Below are 16,973 nucleotides of genomic sequence, written 5' to 3' on the forward strand. Positions count from 1 at the left end.
AGGCAAACATGGGACAGAAAGTAAATCCTCATGGTCTGAGAGTCGGAATTATTAAAGATTGGGATTCTAGATGGTATGCAGAAGATGATTTTGCAGATAATCTTGTAGAAGACGATAAAATCAGAAAATATGTAAAGAAAAAATTATATAATGCTGGAATTTCAAGAGTTGAAATCGAAAGAGCATCTGATAGAGTAAAATTAATTGTTTATACAGCAAAACCTGGAGTAGTTATCGGTAGAGGTGGAGCATCCATCGAAGAACTGAAAAAAGAAATCCAGAAGATGACAGACAAAAAGTTACTGATTGATGTTAAGGAAGTAAAAAGACCAGATAAAGACGCTCAGTTAGTTGCAGAAAATATTGCACAGCAGTTAGAAAATCGTATTTCTTTCAGACGTGCAATGAAATCCTGCATGCAGCGTACAATGAGAGCTGGTGCTTTAGGAATTAAAACAGCTGTTTCCGGACGTTTAGGTGGAGCAGACATGGCTCGTACAGAGTTCTACAGCGAAGGAACAATTCCTCTTCAGACACTTCGTGCAGATATTGATTACGGATTTGCTGAAGCAGATACAACTTATGGTAAAGTCGGAGTTAAGACATGGATTTACCATGGTGAAGTACTTCCATCAAAAAAGGAAGGGGGAAATAAATAATGTTAATGCCAAAAAGAGTAAAACGTCGTAAACAGTTCCGTGGAAGCATGCGCGGAAAAGCATTACGCGGTAATAAAATCACATACGGTGAATTCGGTATCGTAGCTTGTGAACCAGGATGGATCACAGCAAACCAGATCGAAGCAGCCCGTGTTGCCATGACTCGTTACATCAAACGTGGTGGTAAAGTTTGGATTAAGATTTTCCCTGACAAACCAGTTACAGCACAGCCTGCTGAAACTCGAATGGGTAAAGGTAAAGGTAACTTAGAATATTGGGTAGCAGTTGTAAAACCAGGAAGAGTTATGTTTGAAATCGGTGGCGTAAGTGAAGAGCTCGCAAGAGAAGCGTTACGTCTTGCTGTACACAAACTACCTGTAAAGTGTAAAATTGTTTCTCGTGAAGCTTTAGAAGGCGGTGACAACAGTGAAAACTAAAGATTTTGTAAAAGAATTAAATAATAAGTCATTAGACGAATTAAACAATGAGCTAGTAGCTGCGAAAAAGGAATTATTCAATTTAAGATTCCAGAATGCAACAAATCAGCTTGAGAATACAAGCAGAATCAAAGAAGTAAGAAGAAATATTGCACGTATTCAGGGTGCAATTACAGCAAAAGCTAATGCTTAGTAAATTCGAAAGGAGGAATTTGTTGTGGAAAGAAATTTAAGAAAGACACGTGTAGGTCGTGTTATCAGTGATAAAATGGATAAAACAATCGTAGTTGCAATCGAAGACAACGTAAAACATCCTTTATATAAGAAAATCGTTAAGAGAACTTACAAATTAAAGGCTCATGACGAAAATAACGAATGTAACATTGGAGATAGAGTAAAAGTTATGGAAACAAGACCTCTTTCTAAAGATAAAAGATGGAGACTTGTAGAAGTTATCGAAAGAGCAAAATAATCTTTTTGTTCAGTTGGAAAGGAGAATAAAGGAATGATTCAGCAGGAGTCAAGACTTAGAGTAGCCGACAACACAGGAGCAAAAGAAATCCTTTGCATTCGTGTGTTAGGAGGATCTACCAGAAGATATGCTAACATTGGTGATGTGATCGTTGCTACAGTCAAAGATGCAACACCAGGTGGCGTTGTAAAAAAAGGTGATGTAGTAAGAGCAGTTGTAGTTCGTACAAAGAAAGGTGCTCGTCGTAAAGATGGTTCCTATATTAAATTTGACGAAAATGCTGCTGTAATTATCAAAGACGATATGAATCCAAGAGGAACTCGTATCTTTGGACCAGTGGCAAGAGAGCTTAGAGACAAGAAATTCATGAAGATTGTTTCATTAGCACCAGAAGTATTATAAGGAGGAAACACTGTGTCAGCAATTAGAATTAAAAAAGGCGATTTAGTTAAGATTATCGCTGGTAAAGATAAAGACAAAGAAGGAAAAGTAATTGCTGTTGATCAGAAAAAAGGTACTGTTACAGTTGAAGGTGCCAACATGATCACAAAGCATACAAAACCTAGTCCTGCAAATCAGCAGGGAGGAATCGTAAGCCAGGAAGGACCAATGGATGTTTCCAATGTAATGTATGTGCATAATGGAAAAACAACAAAGATTGGCTATAAAGTAGTTGATGGTAAAAAAGTACGTGTTGCACGTGCAACTGGCGAAGTTATCGACTAATTAGAGAGAGGAGGTTTACGCAGGTGAGTAGATTACATGAACAGTATAGCAACGAAATTAAAGATGCTATGATGAAAAAATTCGAATATAAGAATATTATGCAGGTACCAAAGCTTGAAAAGATCGTTATCAATATGGGCGTTGGTGAAGCAAAAGAAAATAAAAAGCTTTTAGATTCTGCAGTTGCTGATCTTGAAAAAATTTCAGGTCAGAAAGCAGTCGTAACAAGAGCAAGAAAGTCTGTTGCGAACTTTAAGTTAAGAGAAGGTATGCCTATCGGATGTAAAGTTACATTACGTGGTGAAAGAATGTATGAATTCGCTGATCGTTTAATTAACTTAGCATTACCTCGTGTACGTGACTTTAGAGGAGTTAACCAGAACTCTTTCGATGGAAGAGGTAACTACGCATTAGGTATTAAGGAACAGTTAATTTTCCCTGAAATCGAATACGATAAAGTTGATAAAGTAAGAGGAATGGATATTATCTTCGTTACAACAGCGAACACTGATGAAGAAGCTCGTGAATTATTAACTTTATTTGGTATGCCGTTTAAGAAATAGTTAGGAGGGTTCCCATGGCTAAGAAGTCAATGGTTGCAAAACAAAAAAGAAAAGCAAAATTCTCAACAAGAGAATATAGCCGTTGTAGAATCTGTGGACGTCCACATGCATATTTAAGAAAATACGGAATTTGCAGAGTTTGCTTCCGTGAATTAGCATATAAAGGACAGATTCCAGGTGTCAAAAAGGCAAGCTGGTAGAATAAGGAAGGAGGAACATATAAATGACAATGAGCGATCCAATTGCAGATATGCTTACAAGAATTCGTAACGCAAATACTGCGAAACATGATACAGTAGAAATTCCTGCTTCTAAGATGAAGACAGCGATTGCAGAAATCTTATTAAAAGAAGGTTTCATCAAAGCTTATGACATCAAAGAAGAAGGTTCATTCAGCACAATCGTAATTACATTAAAATACGGTGCAGATAAAAATGAAAAAATCATTACAGGACTTAAGAGAATCTCTAAACCAGGTCTCCGTGTTTACGCTGGAGCAGAAGAACTTCCTAAAGTATTAGGTGGACTGGGAATTGCGATCATCTCAACAAACAAAGGACTGTTAACTGATAAAGAAGCAAGAAAAGCAAACGTGGGTGGAGAAGTATTAGCATTTATCTGGTAGGCATTGAGCACTTGACAAGAACGAGCGTAAGTGATGTTCGAGTTTAGTGCGAAAGCCGTTACCGAGACTCAGTAAAAACAAGTGAAAACGAAGTTTTTACGCTAGTCGAGTGTAACTTCTTATATTTATGAATATCGTATGAAAGCAATATTTCAAATCATTCTGAAAACAGAAGGGATTTTTATCCCTTCCGACAATTTAAGGAGGTAACCTATGTCTCGTATAGGTAGATTACCAATCGATATCCCTGCAGGAGTAGAGGTAAAGATTGAAGAAGGAAACAAAGTGACTGTAAAAGGTCCTAAAGGAACACTGGAAAAGAATTTACCAGTAGAAATGACAATCAAAGTTGAAGATAATCAGGTTGTTGTTACAAGACCAAATGACTTAAAGAAAATGAAGTCTTTACATGGTCTTACAAGATCATTAATTGCCAACATGATTACAGGTGTATCTGAAGGATACGAAAAGAAACTGGAAATCAATGGTGTTGGTTACAGAGCACAGAAAAAAGGAAAAGAAATCACTTTTAACCTTGGTTTCTCTCATCCTGTTGTTATGTCTGACCCAGAAGGTATTGAAACTGTTATGGAAGGACAGAACATCATTATCGTAAAAGGTATTGACAAAGAAAAAGTTGGACAGTACGCAGCTGAAATCAGAGAACTTAGAAAACCTGAACCTTACAAAGGAAAAGGTATCAAGTATGCTGACGAAGTTATTAGACGTAAAGTTGGTAAAACCGGGGCTAAATAAAGGAGTGATATAGGATGATTAGAAAAGAATCAAGAAGCAAGATTCGTGCGAAAAAACACTATAAACTTCGCAATAGAATCAATGGAACAAGCGAAAGACCTCGCTTAAGTGTATTTAGAAGTAATGATCATATGTACGCTCAGATTATTGACGACACTGTTGGAAATACATTAGTATCTGCTTCAACAACTCAGAAAGACGTAAAAGCGGAACTTGATAAAACAAACGATGTTGCCGCAGCTAGCTATTTAGGAAAAGTTATCGCTGAAAGAGCTCTGGCAAAAGGTATTACAGAAGTTGTCTTTGACAGAGGCGGATTTATTTATCATGGAAAAATTGAAGCATTAGCAGATGCAGCTCGTGAAGCTGGTCTGAAATTCTAATAGGAGGAAGTCAAATGAAGCATACACTTATCGACCCTAGTCAGTTAGAGCTGGAAGAAAAAGTTGTATCCATCAAGAGAGTTACAAAAGTTGTAAAAGGTGGACGTAACATGAGATTTGCAGCATTAGTTGTTGTAGGGGATAAAAATGGTCATGTTGGTGCTGGATTAGGAAAAGCAGCTGAAATTCCAGAAGCTATCCGTAAAGGTAAAGAAGCTGCAATGAAAAAATTAGTTGAAGTACCAATCGATGAAAAAGGAACAATCCCACATGACTTCACAGGTCATTTTGGTGGAGCATCTGTATTATTAAAGACATCTCCAGAAGGTACTGGTATCATCGCTGGTGGACCTTCTCGTGTTGTACTTGAACTTGCAGGATATACAAACATTCGTTCAAAATCTTTAGGTTCTAATAATAAACAGAACGTTGTACTTGCAACAATCGAAGGATTAAAGAACTTAAAGACTCCGGAACAGGTAGCAAAACTACGTGGAAAATCAGTAGAAGAGCTATTAGGATAGGAGGAAATCGAAAATGGCAGATAAATTAAGAATTACTTTAGTAAAATCAACAATCGGTGCAATTCCAAAACATAAAAAAACTGTAGAAGCTTTAGGGCTTAGAAAGCTTAATAAAACAGTTGAGCTGCCGGATAACGCAGCAACTCGCGGAATGATTCACCAGGTGAAACATTTAGTAAAAGTAGAAGAAATCTAAAATTATTCGGCAAGGAGGTGTGCAAGGAATGGAATTATCAAACTTACGCCCTGCAGAAGGATCTACTCATAGCGACGCATTTAGAAGAGGTCGTGGACATGGTTCAGGAAATGGAAAAACTGCAGGTAAAGGACATAAAGGACAGAAAGCTCGTTCAGGCGGTGGAGTAAGACCAGGTTTTGAAGGTGGACAGATGCCTTTATACAGACGTATTCCAAAGAGAGGTTTCAAATGTATTAATTCTAAAGAAATCGTTGGAATCAATGTATCTGTTTTAGAAAGATTTGAAGATGGTGCAGAAGTATCTGTAGAAACATTAATTGAAGCAGGAATCGTTTCTAATCCAAGAGACGGTGTCAAAATCTTAGGAAATGGAGAACTTACTAAGAAACTGAATGTAAAAGCAAATGCATTCAGCGCAAGTGCTAAAGAAAAAATCGAAGCACTGGGTGGAAAAGCTGAGGTGATCTAGTATGTCAAACGCTGTAGTCAGCGCTTTTAAAAACAAGCAACTAAGAAAAAAACTATTATTTACGACACTAATATTAATTGTTGTTCGTTTTGGATCACAGTTACCAATACCGGAGATTGATAGTGCACAGATCAGTGCATATCTGAAGAGTACATTAGGCGATTCATTCAGCCTTCTGAACTCTTTCACCGGAGGTTCATTTATGCAGATGTCTGTATTTGCATTAAGTGTAACACCATATATCACATCTTCCATTATTATGCAGCTTATGACCATCGTCATTCCAGCGTTGGAAGAAATGCAGAAAGATGGAGAAGATGGAAGAAAGAGAATGGCAAAGATTACAAGATATGTAACAGTTGTTCTCGCGGTTATCGAAGGTGCCGGACTGGCAATTGGATTTGCCAACAGAGGTGCTTTGGGAACCGATTATACAAAGTTTACTATTGTCACAATGATTATTGCGCTGACAGCAGGTGCAGTACTTGTTATGTGGCTTGGGGAACGCATTACAGAAAGCGGAATAGGGAATGGTATTTCTATTATCCTGTTAATTAACATAGTTTCTGGAATGCCGGGAGATTTTGTATCTCTTTATAATCAGTTTATGAAAGGGAAACAGATCGGGCCTGCGCTTATTGCAGGATGTGTGATTGCAGGTGTAATACTTGCAATGGTTGTATTTGTTATTATCTTATCAGATGCAGAGCGCCATATACCGGTACAGTATTCTAAGAAGATGCAGGGAAGAAAGCTGGTTGGTGGACAGTCCAGCAACATTCCTTTAAAAGTCAATACAGCAGGGGTGATCCCAATTATCTTTGCTTCATCCATTATGCAGTTTCCAGTAATGCTGCAGAACTTATTCCATTATGAAAATAACGGATTTTTTGGAAAGGTATTGACAAGTTTAAATTCGTCCACCTGGTTTGATGCAGCTCATCCAAAAAGATCACTTGGATTGGTGATCTACATTGTGCTTGTTATCTTGTTTGCATATTTCTACACATCGATTACTTTTAATCCGTTGGAAATTTCAAATAATATGAAAAAGCAGGGCGGTTTTATTCCAGGAATCCGACCGGGAAAACCTACAGTAGATTACTTGAATAAAATATTAAAATATATTATATTTATAGGAGCTGCAGGACTAACAATTGTTGCAATTGTACCATTTTTCTTTAATGGAGTTTTTGGTGCAAGTGTTTCATTTGGAGGAACATCCATCATCATCGTTGTAGGTGTTATTCTTGAAACAATCAAACAGATCAAGTCACAATTGTTAGTACAGAATTATTCTGGTTTTTTAAGTGAGTAAGTATAAAAAGAAGCTGTAGTTTCACTACAGCTTCTTTGTGCTTATAAGGAGTTAAGGTGGTCTTGTCCGCTTTATTATGCATTATTGTAAAGGAGGGTTAATTATGAAAATTATAATGTTAGGTGCTCCAGGAGCAGGAAAAGGTACTCAGGCTAAGCAGATTGCAGAAGCATATAAGATTCCGCATATTTCAACAGGTGATATTTTTAGAGCCAATATTAAAGAAGGAACGGAATTAGGTAAAAAGGCTCAGGAATATATGGATCAGGGACTTCTGGTACCAGATGAACTGGTATGTGATCTTGTTGTAGATCGTATTCATAAAGATGACTGTGCAGAAGGATTCATTTTAGACGGATTCCCTAGAACAATTCCTCAGGCAGATGCTCTGGATGGAGCATTGGCAAAAGAAGGAGCCAAGATTGATTACGCAATTGATATTGAAGTACCAGATGAAAATATCATTAAAAGAATGTCTGGAAGACGTTCTTGCAAAGAGTGTGGAGCAATATTCCATCTTGTATATAATCCTCCGAAAAAAGAAAACTGCTGTGATACATGTGGCGGAGAACTGGTGCTTCGTGATGATGATAAAGAAGAAACAGTAAAGAAGCGTCTGGATGTGTATCATGAACAGACAGCTCCTTTAATTAAACATTATAAAGAAGCTGGCTCCTTGTTTGAAATTGATGGAACCCAGGATATTAAAGTTGTTTTTGATGAGATTAAATCTATTTTAGAGGCATAAAATATGGCAGTCACAATAAAATCTAAAAAAGAAATTGCATTAATGAGAGAAGCAGGGAAAATCCTTGAAGATGTACATAATCAGCTGGCTGAGATTATTCGGCCAGGGATTTCTACATTAGAGATTGATCAGTTTGGTGAAAAAGCTATTCGCTCCTATGGATGTATTCCAAACTTTCTGAATTATAATGGTTACCCGGCATCAATCTGTGTATCAGTGAATGATGAAGTGGTCCATGGAATACCAAGAGCAGACAGGATTTTACAGGATGGAGATATTGTAAGTCTTGATGCCGGATTGATCTATGAAGGATATCATTCAGATGCGGCAAGAACCTATGGTGTGGGAAATATTTCAGAAGAAGCCGCTCGTCTGATCAGAGTAACAAAAGAAAGCTTTTTTGAAGGAATGAAATTTGCAAAGCCTGGAAATCATTTGTTTGATATTTCAGAGGCTATTCAAAAACATGTCGAAAGCAATGGATATTCTGTTGTAAGAGATCTGGTGGGACATGGAATCGGAACTCATCTTCATGAAGACCCACAGATTCCAAACTTCAAAGAAAGAAGAAGGGGAATTAAATTAAGACCAGGAATGACATTAGCCATCGAGCCAATGGTAAATGAGGGAACATTTGAAGTGGCCTGGATGGATGATGACTGGACTGTTGTTACGGAAGACGAAAGCTTATCCGCACATTATGAAAATACCATCGCAATTACAGAAGATGGGTATGAAATATTGACGTTGTCTGAATAGGAGGATGAAAAAATGGCAAAATCAGAGGCAATTGAAATTGAAGGAATCGTATTAGAAAAATTACCAAATGCAATGTTTAAAGTTGAAATCGAAGGTGGACATGTAGTTCTTGCACATATCAGTGGAAAACTTCGTATGAACTACATTAAAATTTTACCAGGGGACAAAGTAACATTAGCTTTATCTCCATATGATTTAACAAAAGGAAGAATTATTTGGAGAGATAAGTAAAAAACTCTTGAAAAATAAAAATTATGATGGTATAATCGTGTACGAACGTTTTTTGAAAGGAGAATTCAAGTGAAGGTTAGAGCATCTGTAAAACCAATTTGCGAAAAATGCAAGGTTATTAAAAGAAAAGGATCTATCAGAGTAATCTGTGAAAATCCAAAACACAAACAGAGACAGGGATAGTCTGCAGTTTTATGAATCTAGATAAAATGCAGAGGTCCTTGTTTGACTGTGCATTCACCGGTAAACTGTTAAACAGTGCACTTGGTGTTTTTGTGCTGTGTAATAATACACACACATTAAATTTGGCGGCTGCAGTATGAGGACAGGTACACTCATACTGATTATTTATATAGATAGAAAAGATAATTAAGGAAGAGACATATATGTCATTTCACCGTACGCGGATATATGGATTGCCCTTAATTCGACAATGTTATTATTTATTTTTGGAGGAAGAAAAAACATGGCTCGTATTTCAGGTGTTGATTTACCAAGAGAAAAGCGTGTAGAGATTGGTCTTACTTATATTTATGGAATCGGTCTTTCCAGCGCAAAACGTATTTTGGCAGAAGCTAACGTAGATCCTGATACACGTGTTCGTGATTTAACTGATGATGAAGTTAAGAGACTGAGCGCAGTTATCAACGAAACACAGGTTGTAGAAGGTGATTTAAGAAGAGAAATCGCTCTTAACATTAAGAGATTAAAAGAAATTGGATGCTACAGAGGAAAACGTCATAGACAGGGATTACCTTGCCGTGGACAGAAAACAAAAACTAATGCAAGAACACGTAAAGGTCCTAAGAAAACAGTAGCAAATAAGAAGAAATAAGGTATCGTTTTGTGATACACCCGGCTGCATGTACAGTCTGGGAGACATAAGACTTCTTGATTGATGAAAACCTTATTGAAATGAAATGAAGAAAGAAAGGTATACGTAATTATGGCTAAAGTTACAAAGAAAAGTGCGAAAAAACGTGTAAAGAAGAATGTACAGCACGGACAGGCACATATTCAGTCATCTTTTAATAATACAATTGTTACATTAACAGATGCACAGGGAAATGCTCTTTCTTGGGCAAGTGCAGGTGGATTAGGATTCAGAGGATCTAAAAAATCTACACCATATGCAGCTCAGATGGCTGCAGAAACTGCTACAAAAGCAGCATTAGTGCATGGATTAAAAACAGTAGACGTAATGGTAAAAGGTCCTGGTTCAGGAAGAGAAGCTGCTATTCGTGCTTTATCAGCAGCTGGATTAGAAGTTACTAGCATTCGTGACGTAACACCTGTTCCACATAATGGATGTCGCCCACCAAAACGCAGAAGAGTTTAATTAGGAGGATATAAAAGATGGCAATTGATAGAACTCCAGTCTTAAAGAGATGCAGATCCTTAGGTTTAGATCCAGTCTTTTTAGGAATTGATAAAAAATCAAATAGATCTTTAAATAGAGCAAACAGAAAAAAAAGTGAATATGGTCTTCAGCTTTGCGAAAAGCAGAAAGCTAAATTCATCTATGGTGTATTAGAAAAACCTTTCAGAAACTACTATGCTAGAGCTGAAAGAATGAAAGGTCAGACAGGTACAAACCTTATGACTTTATTAGAGCTGCGTCTTGACAATGTTATGTTCCGTTTAGGATATGGAAGAACAAGAAAAGAATGTAGACAGATTGTTGACCACAAACATGTACTGGTAAACGGAAAACAGGTTAATATTCCATCTTACCAGGTAAAAGTTGGTGATGTGATCGAAATCAAAGAAAAACATAGAAATTCTCCAAGATATAAAGAAATCTTAGAAGTTACTGATGGTAGAATGGTTCCATCATGGTTAGAAGCTGATCATGATAACTTTACAGGAACTGTAAAAGAACTCCCTACAAGAGAAGAAATCGATGTACCAGTTAATGAAACACTGATCGTCGAATTATATTCTAAATAATAACCCTCAAGTCAATCTTAAGCCAAAAGGAGGGCCCATATGTTTGAATTTGAAAAACCAAATATTGAAATTAGTGAGATTTCAGAAGATAATCGTTTTGGACGTTTTGTTGTAGAACCTTTGGAAAGAGGTTATGGTACAACTCTTGGGAATTCCTTAAGACGTATCATGCTTTCTTCCTTACCGGGAGCAGCAGTAAGTTCTGTAAAGATGAAAGGTGTTCTGCATGAATTCAGTTCTATTCCAGGAGTAAAGGAAGATGTACCTGAAATTATTATGAACATCAAATCTCTGGCGATTAAGAACAACAGCTCATCCATGGAACCAAAACAGGCTTATATTGAGTTCTCAGGACAGGGTGTTGTAACAGCAGGAGATATTAAGGCTGATAGTGATATTGAAATTTTAAATCCGGATTTGGTCATTGCAACATTAAGCGATGAAAGCAGTAAACTGGATATGGAACTTACAATTACGAAAGGCCGTGGATATGTTGGTGCTGACAAGGCAGATAAAGAAGGAAAAGCTATTGATGAAATTGCTGTAGATGCAATTTACACACCGGTTGAGAGAGTAAACTTAAAAGTAGAAAATACACGTGTGGGTCAGATTACAGATTATGATAAACTGACATTAGATGTATTTACAAATGGAACTCTTACACCAGATGAATCTGTCAGCTTAGCAGCAAAAGTATTATGCGAGCATTTGAACTTATTCGTTGATTTATCTGAGAATGCCAAGACTGCAGAAGTTATGGTTGAAAAAGAAGATGATGAGAAAGAAAAAGTTCTTGAAATGAGCATTGATGAATTAGAATTATCTGTTCGTTCATACAACTGCTTAAAGAGAGCTGGTATCAATACAGTAGAAGAATTAACAAATAAGACTTCAGAAGATATGATGAAAGTTCGTAACCTTGGACGTAAATCATTAGAAGAAGTTTTAGCAAAATTAAATGAACTTGGATTATCTTTAAGTTCAGGAGACGAATAGTAACCAGACCCGCCTAGGCTGAAGGAAGAAGTAGGCAAGGCGAAAAAACACAGGAGGTCAATAAAATGGCAATGTATAGAAAATTAGGAAGAACTTCTTCCCAGAGAAAAGCACTGATTCGTGCTGAAGTAACAAATCTTTTACATCATGGAAAGATCGTTACAACAGAAGCAAAAGCAAAAGAAATCCGCAAAGTAGCTGAAAAGCTCATTGCTTTAGCTGTAAAAGAAAAAGACAACTTTGAAACAGTTACTGTTGACGCAAAAGTTGCAAAAAAAGATGCTGATGGAAAACGTGTAAAAGAAGTTGTAGATGGTAAGAAAGTAACTGTTTATGAAACAGTTCAGAAAGAAATCAAAAAAGATATGCCATCCCGCTTACATGCAAGAAGACAGATGTTAAAGGTATTATATCCTGTAACTGAAGTTCCTACAGAAGCAGCTGGTAAAAAAGCTAATACTAAAAAAGTAGACTTAACTCAGAAATTATTTGATGAGTATGCACCAAAATATGCAGATCGCAATGGTGGATATACAAGAATCGTTAAGATCGCTCAGCGTAAAGGTGATGGAGCATTAGAAGTATTACTTGAATTAGTATAGTGAATCTATATTAAATACTAAGCAAATCCAAGCCGAAAGGCTGTGGATAAATAAATAATTCCAAATCGACAACACAACATTAAGGGTATTTTAGTAAACACTAAGATACCCTTTTATTATTACATAGGAAATTTCTTTGAATTTCCTATGTAATAATAAATGCTACGCGTTGTTCTTCCATGAAAAGACCTTGTTTCATTTATTATGAAGAATCTTGCCAAGGAAGATTCTTTTTTGTATAATAGGAAACAATGAGTTAAGGAGAAAAACATGTCAATTTTACAGATTAAAAACCTAGTACACAAATATATAACCGTCGGAGATACAGAAGAGGAAAATCTGGAAATCACAGCCATTGATGATATAGATATTTCAGTGGAAAAGGGAGAATTTATAGCTATTCTTGGAAAGAATGGCTCTGGAAAATCATCTTTGGCAAAACATATCAATGGTCTGCTTATGCCAACCAGTGGAATTGTATATGTAAAAGGAATGGATACAAAAGACAGAAAAAATCTGCTGAAAATCCGGCAAAGTGCAGGTATCGTATTTCAAAATCCCGATAATCAGATTGTTGGGACTATTGTGGAAGAGGATGTAGCATTTGGTCCGGAAAATATGGGAGCGTCTGTAGAAGATATATGGAAGCGTGTAACAAGAGCATTGGAAGGCGTTGGAATGACAGCTTATAAGGAAGCCAGTCCCAATCATTTATCTGGTGGACAGAAGCAAAGAGTTGCCATTGCAGGAATTATGGCAATGGAACCGGAATGCATTATATTAGATGAGCCTACAGCAATGCTGGATCCGAAGGGAAGAGAACATGTGCTATCCTTAGTAAAGGAATTGAATCAGGAAAAAAATATCACCATTATCATGGTAACACATCATATGGAAGAGGTACTTTTTGCAAATCGAATTATTGTAATGGATCATGGAAAAATAGCGATGGATGGTACACCTAAGGAAGTGTTTCCTCATGTGGAGAAAATGAAAGAACTAGGTCTGGAAGTTCCGTATGCCACGGAGCTTTCCTATGAACTTCGAAAAGAGGGAGTACCATTGTCAGATACCATAACGACCAGAGAAGAACTTGTGGAGGAATTATGTCAATTGATTTAGAACATGTGGATTATATTTATGAAGATAATTCCCAGAATAAGAATTATGCATTGAAGGATGTAAACTTAGAGATTCATGAAGGAGAATTTATTGGTATTGTAGGGCATACAGGTTCTGGAAAATCAACTCTTATACAGCACCTCAATGGATTAGTTCGACCGACAAATGGAAAAATATTTTTTAATGGTCAGGATATTTTTGATAAGGATTTTGATCTGAGAGGACTGAGAGGAAAGGTTGGAATCTGTTTTCAATATCCAGAACACCAGCTCTTTGAAGTTACAATCTTAGATGATGTTTGCTTTGGGCCAATGAATTTTGGAAAGTCCAGAGAAGAAGCAGAGGAGATTGCCAGAAAAGCGCTTTTTGATGTGGGTATAAAAGAAGAACTATTTTCAAAATCTCCTTTTCAGTTGTCTGGGGGACAGAAACGACGTGTAGCTATTGCTGGAATTCTGGCTATGGAACCAGAATATTTTATATTAGATGAACCTACAGCAGGACTTGATCCAATCGGAAGGGATCAGATTCTTAATCTGTTAAAAAACCTTCATGAAACAAAAGGTATTTCTATTATTTTAGTATCCCATAGTATGGAAGATGTAGCATCATATGTGGATAGAATGATTGTAATGAATCAGGGATCTGTATTGTTTGATGGGAATAAAAGAGAAGTATTTTCTCATCAGAAGGATCTGGAAAAAATAGGACTGTCAGTACCATTTTTCACTTATCTGGCAAAAGATTTAAATGACCACGGTTTTCCTGTAAAAAAGGATATTTTAACATTACAAGAAGCAAAAGATGAAATTTTGAAAGTATTAAGAAGGAAATCAGAAGATGCTTAAAGATATTACCATTGGACAATATTATAGATCAGATTCAGTTTTACACAGGCTGGACCCGAGAGTAAAATTATTTGGGACACTGATATATGTAATTACGCTTTTTTTGCATAAATCACCAGTGAATTATGTAATGTCACTGGGCTTTTTGTTGATAATGATAGGATTATCAACAGTACCGGTGTCTTTTATTATAAGAGGATTGAAATCTGTAGCGGTTATTTTAGTTTTTTCTGTGGGAATCAACATGCTTTTCATTCCGGGAAAGCCGATTTTTCAAGTGGGGTTTATCAGTATTAGCAAAGAAGGCCTTAGAATGGCAGTTTATCTGGGAAGTCGTCTGATTATGCTGATAATGGGAACTTCATTGCTTACCTTTACTACAACGCCAAATGAATTGACAGATGGGCTGGATAAATCCCTGGGATTTCTTAATGCATTAAAGATTCCTGTCCATGAAATTGCAATGATGATGTCCATTGCTTTAAGATTTATTCCGATTCTTACAGAAGAACTGGATAAAATCATGAAGGCACAGACAGCCAGAGGAATTGATTTTGAATCTGGAGGACTTTTAAAGCGAGTAAAAAGTATGGTGCCGATTGTTGTACCTTTAATTGTAGCCGCTGTTCGCAGAGCCAATGATCTGGCACTGGCTATGGAATCCCGGTGTTATCACGGTGGACAGGGAAGAACAAAAATGAAACCATTGAGATATGAAACCAGAGATAAAATTGGTTATCTGATTTTGTTGGTATTTTTGGCTGTAATGATTTATTTATCATTTTGCAGTCCATGGAGATAGATCATGAAACGTATAAAATTAGAAGTCGCCTATGATGGGACAAATTATTATGGCTGGCAGATTCAGCCAAATGACATTACCATCGAAGCTGTGTTAAATCAGACTTTATCAGAACTTCTTGGGGAAGAAATTAAAGTAATAGGTGCAAGCAGAACCGATTCTGGTGTTCATGCTCTTGGAAATGTGGCAGTATTTGACACAGAAAGCAAAATACCAGGAGAACGTATGGCAAAGGCATTAAATGCAAGACTTCCTGAAGATATTATCATCCAATCTTCAAAAGAAGTGCCATTGGATTTTCATCCGCGTCATCAGGATACTAGAAAAACCTATGAATACACCTTTTACCATGCACACTATGACAATCCGGTTACAAGACGCCATCATCATTTTGTGTATGTACCTCTTGATGTGGAGAAGATGAATGAAGCGGCAGGTTATTTTAAAGGAGAGCACTGTTTTATTAGCATGTGCAGCAGCAAAGCACAAGTTACATCTTATGTAAGAGAAATATATGACTGTAAAGTAACTCAACAGGGTAAATACATTACTATGAGGGTTACAGGAAGCGGATTTTTATATAATATGGTGCGATTAATGGCAGGAACCATACTGGAAGTAGGTCGTGGCAGAAAGGACCCGGAATGGATCAGGGAAATACTTTCCAGCGAAGAAAGAGTAGCTGTAGGGCCAAAACTTCCAGCAAAAGGACTGACGCTAATAGGAATAGAATATATGGAAGAGAAGGATAATTAAATAATAATGGAAAATAGTATTATTATATTCCAAAAACTTATTGTACTTTTTGGTTTTATACTTATAGGATATATTGCATACAAGAAAAAATGGGTAACAGATGAAGGATCCAGTCAGATTTCAGGATTGATTGTAAATGTATTCAATCCACCATTAATTATCATGACAGTTATCGGGACCAAGAGCCGGCCTGCAGCGGAGCTTGTAATGGTAGATTCAGTGCTTGCAATTTTAATGTTTGTTCTTTTGATTGCAATTAGTCCTTTGATTGTGCGAATGCTGAAGATTGAGGAGAAGAATCGAACTATTTATTCCATTATGCTGATTTTTTCCAATCTTGGATTTATGGGTATACCATTGATACAGGCAGTATATGGACAGGAAGCGACTTTTTATGTGGCAATGTATATGATGGTATATAATATCTTGTTTTATTCTTATGGAGTATATGTATTTGAAAAAGCCAAAAATAAAAGTGAAGAGTTTCATTTTCAATTAAAAAAAATGTTTAATCCAGGAATGATATCCTGTCTGATTGCATTATTTTTATTTCTTGTACCGATACCAGTTCATGGAATAATCGTAAACTGCATTACATATCTGGGAAATGCAGCAGTACCATTATCTATGATCGTGACAGGAATTTCTCTGGCAAGGAGTAATTTGAAAGAAGTATTTATGGACAAGAAATTATATGAATTCACCTTTTGGAAAATGCTAGTTATACCTGCCGTAGTTGCACTGATCCATAAAAATTTTCATCTGGATCCGGTTGTTACAGGCGTTATGGTACTGATGCTTGGGATGCCCAATGGTAGTATGCCGGTTATTATGGCGGAAGACTATGGATTGGACAGTTCTATCTGCAGCAGAGGGGTTGCATTGACCACGATTTTATCATTGATTACACTACCACTTGTGACCTATCTGATATAATCGGTAAAATGCGTGCAGATAGCAAAAAACAGAGAAAATTTGGTCGATTTGACTATTGACACACCCGAGGGTGTGTTATATAATATAAAACT

General features: G+C 36.7%; 29 protein-coding genes. All 29 read left to right on the top strand.

The window, feature by feature from the left end; genetic code table 11:
- The first annotated feature begins 8 nt into the window (after positions 1-8).
- Entirely contained in the window at positions 9-659 is a 651-nt protein-coding gene (rpsC, locus tag BHF70_RS10170) for a 30S ribosomal protein S3 (protein WP_075760118.1), read from the top strand.
- Positions 659-1,096, top strand: a complete 438-nt coding sequence (gene rplP, locus BHF70_RS10175) for a 50S ribosomal protein L16 (protein WP_075760119.1) — start codon at positions 659-661, stop codon at positions 1,094-1,096. Before rpsC ends, rplP begins: the two co-directional genes overlap by 1 nt.
- On the top strand, positions 1,086-1,289 hold the full coding sequence (gene rpmC / locus BHF70_RS10180; protein ID WP_075760120.1) for a 50S ribosomal protein L29: 204 nt from the start codon (positions 1,086-1,088) through the stop codon (positions 1,287-1,289). The genes rplP and rpmC overlap by 11 nt, the downstream gene beginning before the upstream one ends.
- A 24-nt stretch (positions 1,290-1,313) precedes the next feature.
- Entirely contained in the window at positions 1,314-1,568 is a 255-nt protein-coding gene (gene rpsQ / locus BHF70_RS10185) for a 30S ribosomal protein S17 (RefSeq protein WP_075760121.1), read from the top strand.
- A 33-nt stretch (positions 1,569-1,601) separates the two neighbouring features.
- Positions 1,602-1,970, top strand: coding sequence for a 50S ribosomal protein L14 (gene rplN, locus BHF70_RS10190; RefSeq protein ID WP_009264114.1), 369 nt, complete (start codon positions 1,602-1,604; stop codon positions 1,968-1,970).
- A 12-nt stretch (positions 1,971-1,982) separates the two neighbouring features.
- Entirely contained in the window at positions 1,983-2,294 is a 312-nt protein-coding gene (gene rplX, locus BHF70_RS10195; protein WP_075760122.1) for a 50S ribosomal protein L24, read from the top strand.
- A gap of 23 nt (positions 2,295-2,317) precedes the next feature.
- The gene (rplE, locus tag BHF70_RS10200) at positions 2,318-2,857 is read left to right on the top strand and encodes a 50S ribosomal protein L5 (RefSeq protein ID WP_075760123.1); all 540 of its coding nucleotides are present in this window, start codon (positions 2,318-2,320) and stop codon (positions 2,855-2,857) included.
- A 14-nt stretch (positions 2,858-2,871) separates the two neighbouring features.
- Entirely contained in the window at positions 2,872-3,057 is a 186-nt protein-coding gene (locus tag BHF70_RS10205; protein ID WP_008393389.1) for a type Z 30S ribosomal protein S14, read from the top strand.
- Positions 3,058-3,080: 23 nt separating this feature from the next.
- A complete protein-coding gene (rpsH, locus tag BHF70_RS10210) occupies positions 3,081-3,482 on the top strand; it encodes a 30S ribosomal protein S8 (RefSeq protein WP_075760124.1) in 402 nt (133 codons plus the stop codon).
- A gap of 213 nt (positions 3,483-3,695) precedes the next feature.
- The gene (rplF, locus tag BHF70_RS10215) at positions 3,696-4,238 is read left to right on the top strand and encodes a 50S ribosomal protein L6 (protein ID WP_075760125.1); all 543 of its coding nucleotides are present in this window, start codon (positions 3,696-3,698) and stop codon (positions 4,236-4,238) included.
- A gap of 14 nt (positions 4,239-4,252) precedes the next feature.
- The gene (gene rplR / locus BHF70_RS10220) at positions 4,253-4,621 is read left to right on the top strand and encodes a 50S ribosomal protein L18 (protein WP_075760126.1); all 369 of its coding nucleotides are present in this window, start codon (positions 4,253-4,255) and stop codon (positions 4,619-4,621) included.
- 14 nt (positions 4,622-4,635) lie between these two features.
- Entirely contained in the window at positions 4,636-5,145 is a 510-nt protein-coding gene (gene rpsE / locus BHF70_RS10225; protein WP_075760127.1) for a 30S ribosomal protein S5, read from the top strand.
- A gap of 13 nt (positions 5,146-5,158) precedes the next feature.
- Positions 5,159-5,341 (top strand): 50S ribosomal protein L30, encoded by a 183-nt coding sequence (rpmD, locus tag BHF70_RS10230; protein ID WP_075760128.1) that lies wholly within the window; start codon positions 5,159-5,161, stop codon positions 5,339-5,341.
- A 28-nt stretch (positions 5,342-5,369) separates the two neighbouring features.
- Entirely contained in the window at positions 5,370-5,813 is a 444-nt protein-coding gene (rplO, locus tag BHF70_RS10235) for a 50S ribosomal protein L15 (RefSeq protein ID WP_075760129.1), read from the top strand.
- A 1-nt stretch (position 5,814) separates the two neighbouring features.
- Positions 5,815-7,131 (top strand): preprotein translocase subunit SecY, encoded by a 1,317-nt coding sequence (gene secY / locus BHF70_RS10240; RefSeq protein ID WP_075760130.1) that lies wholly within the window; start codon positions 5,815-5,817, stop codon positions 7,129-7,131.
- A gap of 103 nt (positions 7,132-7,234) precedes the next feature.
- The gene (locus BHF70_RS10245; RefSeq protein ID WP_075760131.1) at positions 7,235-7,879 is read left to right on the top strand and encodes an adenylate kinase; all 645 of its coding nucleotides are present in this window, start codon (positions 7,235-7,237) and stop codon (positions 7,877-7,879) included.
- Positions 7,880-7,882: 3 nt separating this feature from the next.
- Positions 7,883-8,638, top strand: coding sequence for a type I methionyl aminopeptidase (gene map / locus BHF70_RS10250; protein ID WP_075760132.1), 756 nt, complete (start codon positions 7,883-7,885; stop codon positions 8,636-8,638).
- 12 nt (positions 8,639-8,650) lie between these two features.
- Entirely contained in the window at positions 8,651-8,869 is a 219-nt protein-coding gene (gene infA / locus BHF70_RS10255; protein WP_075760133.1) for a translation initiation factor IF-1, read from the top strand.
- A gap of 69 nt (positions 8,870-8,938) precedes the next feature.
- Positions 8,939-9,052, top strand: coding sequence for a 50S ribosomal protein L36 (gene rpmJ, locus BHF70_RS10260; RefSeq protein ID WP_075760134.1), 114 nt, complete (start codon positions 8,939-8,941; stop codon positions 9,050-9,052).
- Between the two features lie 283 nt (positions 9,053-9,335).
- Positions 9,336-9,704, top strand: coding sequence for a 30S ribosomal protein S13 (gene rpsM, locus BHF70_RS10265; protein ID WP_075760135.1), 369 nt, complete (start codon positions 9,336-9,338; stop codon positions 9,702-9,704).
- A gap of 111 nt (positions 9,705-9,815) precedes the next feature.
- The gene (rpsK, locus tag BHF70_RS10270) at positions 9,816-10,208 is read left to right on the top strand and encodes a 30S ribosomal protein S11 (protein ID WP_075760136.1); all 393 of its coding nucleotides are present in this window, start codon (positions 9,816-9,818) and stop codon (positions 10,206-10,208) included.
- 17 nt (positions 10,209-10,225) lie between these two features.
- Positions 10,226-10,819, top strand: a complete 594-nt coding sequence (gene rpsD, locus BHF70_RS10275; protein ID WP_075760137.1) for a 30S ribosomal protein S4 — start codon at positions 10,226-10,228, stop codon at positions 10,817-10,819.
- A gap of 39 nt (positions 10,820-10,858) precedes the next feature.
- Positions 10,859-11,815: a DNA-directed RNA polymerase subunit alpha gene (locus BHF70_RS10280; protein WP_075760138.1), complete on the top strand. Its 957-nt coding sequence runs from the start codon at positions 10,859-10,861 to the stop codon at positions 11,813-11,815.
- A gap of 65 nt (positions 11,816-11,880) precedes the next feature.
- On the top strand, positions 11,881-12,417 hold the full coding sequence (locus BHF70_RS10285; protein ID WP_075760139.1) for a bL17 family ribosomal protein: 537 nt from the start codon (positions 11,881-11,883) through the stop codon (positions 12,415-12,417).
- Between the two features lie 270 nt (positions 12,418-12,687).
- Entirely contained in the window at positions 12,688-13,539 is an 852-nt protein-coding gene (locus BHF70_RS10290) for an energy-coupling factor transporter ATPase (protein ID WP_075760140.1), read from the top strand.
- A complete protein-coding gene (locus BHF70_RS10295) occupies positions 13,524-14,387 on the top strand; it encodes an energy-coupling factor transporter ATPase (RefSeq protein ID WP_075760141.1) in 864 nt (287 codons plus the stop codon). The genes BHF70_RS10290 and BHF70_RS10295 overlap by 16 nt, the downstream gene beginning before the upstream one ends.
- Positions 14,380-15,189 carry an energy-coupling factor transporter transmembrane component T family protein gene (locus tag BHF70_RS10300; protein ID WP_075760142.1) on the top strand — a complete coding sequence of 270 codons (810 nt, stop codon included), beginning with the start codon at positions 14,380-14,382 and terminating at the stop codon, positions 15,187-15,189. Before BHF70_RS10295 ends, BHF70_RS10300 begins: the two co-directional genes overlap by 8 nt.
- A gap of 3 nt (positions 15,190-15,192) precedes the next feature.
- The gene (gene truA, locus BHF70_RS10305) at positions 15,193-15,945 is read left to right on the top strand and encodes a tRNA pseudouridine(38-40) synthase TruA (protein WP_075760143.1); all 753 of its coding nucleotides are present in this window, start codon (positions 15,193-15,195) and stop codon (positions 15,943-15,945) included.
- 6 nt (positions 15,946-15,951) lie between these two features.
- The gene (locus BHF70_RS10310; RefSeq protein WP_075760144.1) at positions 15,952-16,881 is read left to right on the top strand and encodes an AEC family transporter; all 930 of its coding nucleotides are present in this window, start codon (positions 15,952-15,954) and stop codon (positions 16,879-16,881) included.
- Positions 16,882-16,973 lie beyond the last annotated feature (92 nt).

It is taken from the genome of Anaerostipes sp. 494a, from assembly GCF_001940315.1.
Taxonomy (GTDB): Bacteria; Bacillota; Clostridia; order Lachnospirales; family Lachnospiraceae; genus Anaerostipes; species Anaerostipes faecalis.

Coding starts and splice junctions, on each gene's coding strand:
- rpsC (WP_075760118.1), top strand. CDS start 9: ATGGGACAGAAAGTAAATCCTCATGGTCTGAGAGTCGGAATTATTAAA.
- rplP (WP_075760119.1), top strand. CDS start 659: ATGTTAATGCCAAAAAGAGTAAAACGTCGTAAACAGTTCCGTGGAAGC.
- rplN (WP_009264114.1), top strand. CDS start 1,602: ATGATTCAGCAGGAGTCAAGACTTAGAGTAGCCGACAACACAGGAGCA.
- BHF70_RS10205 (WP_008393389.1), top strand. CDS start 2,872: ATGGCTAAGAAGTCAATGGTTGCAAAACAAAAAAGAAAAGCAAAATTC.
- rpsH (WP_075760124.1), top strand. CDS start 3,081: ATGACAATGAGCGATCCAATTGCAGATATGCTTACAAGAATTCGTAAC.
- rplF (WP_075760125.1), top strand. CDS start 3,696: ATGTCTCGTATAGGTAGATTACCAATCGATATCCCTGCAGGAGTAGAG.
- rplR (WP_075760126.1), top strand. CDS start 4,253: ATGATTAGAAAAGAATCAAGAAGCAAGATTCGTGCGAAAAAACACTAT.
- rpsE (WP_075760127.1), top strand. CDS start 4,636: ATGAAGCATACACTTATCGACCCTAGTCAGTTAGAGCTGGAAGAAAAA.
- rpmD (WP_075760128.1), top strand. CDS start 5,159: ATGGCAGATAAATTAAGAATTACTTTAGTAAAATCAACAATCGGTGCA.
- rplO (WP_075760129.1), top strand. CDS start 5,370: ATGGAATTATCAAACTTACGCCCTGCAGAAGGATCTACTCATAGCGAC.
- secY (WP_075760130.1), top strand. CDS start 5,815: ATGTCAAACGCTGTAGTCAGCGCTTTTAAAAACAAGCAACTAAGAAAA.
- BHF70_RS10245 (WP_075760131.1), top strand. CDS start 7,235: ATGAAAATTATAATGTTAGGTGCTCCAGGAGCAGGAAAAGGTACTCAG.
- map (WP_075760132.1), top strand. CDS start 7,883: ATGGCAGTCACAATAAAATCTAAAAAAGAAATTGCATTAATGAGAGAA.
- infA (WP_075760133.1), top strand. CDS start 8,651: ATGGCAAAATCAGAGGCAATTGAAATTGAAGGAATCGTATTAGAAAAA.
- rpsM (WP_075760135.1), top strand. CDS start 9,336: ATGGCTCGTATTTCAGGTGTTGATTTACCAAGAGAAAAGCGTGTAGAG.
- rpsK (WP_075760136.1), top strand. CDS start 9,816: ATGGCTAAAGTTACAAAGAAAAGTGCGAAAAAACGTGTAAAGAAGAAT.
- rpsD (WP_075760137.1), top strand. CDS start 10,226: ATGGCAATTGATAGAACTCCAGTCTTAAAGAGATGCAGATCCTTAGGT.
- BHF70_RS10280 (WP_075760138.1), top strand. CDS start 10,859: ATGTTTGAATTTGAAAAACCAAATATTGAAATTAGTGAGATTTCAGAA.
- BHF70_RS10285 (WP_075760139.1), top strand. CDS start 11,881: ATGGCAATGTATAGAAAATTAGGAAGAACTTCTTCCCAGAGAAAAGCA.
- BHF70_RS10290 (WP_075760140.1), top strand. CDS start 12,688: ATGTCAATTTTACAGATTAAAAACCTAGTACACAAATATATAACCGTC.
- BHF70_RS10295 (WP_075760141.1), top strand. CDS start 13,524: ATGTCAATTGATTTAGAACATGTGGATTATATTTATGAAGATAATTCC.
- BHF70_RS10300 (WP_075760142.1), top strand. CDS start 14,380: ATGCTTAAAGATATTACCATTGGACAATATTATAGATCAGATTCAGTT.
- truA (WP_075760143.1), top strand. CDS start 15,193: ATGAAACGTATAAAATTAGAAGTCGCCTATGATGGGACAAATTATTAT.
- BHF70_RS10310 (WP_075760144.1), top strand. CDS start 15,952: ATGGAAAATAGTATTATTATATTCCAAAAACTTATTGTACTTTTTGGT.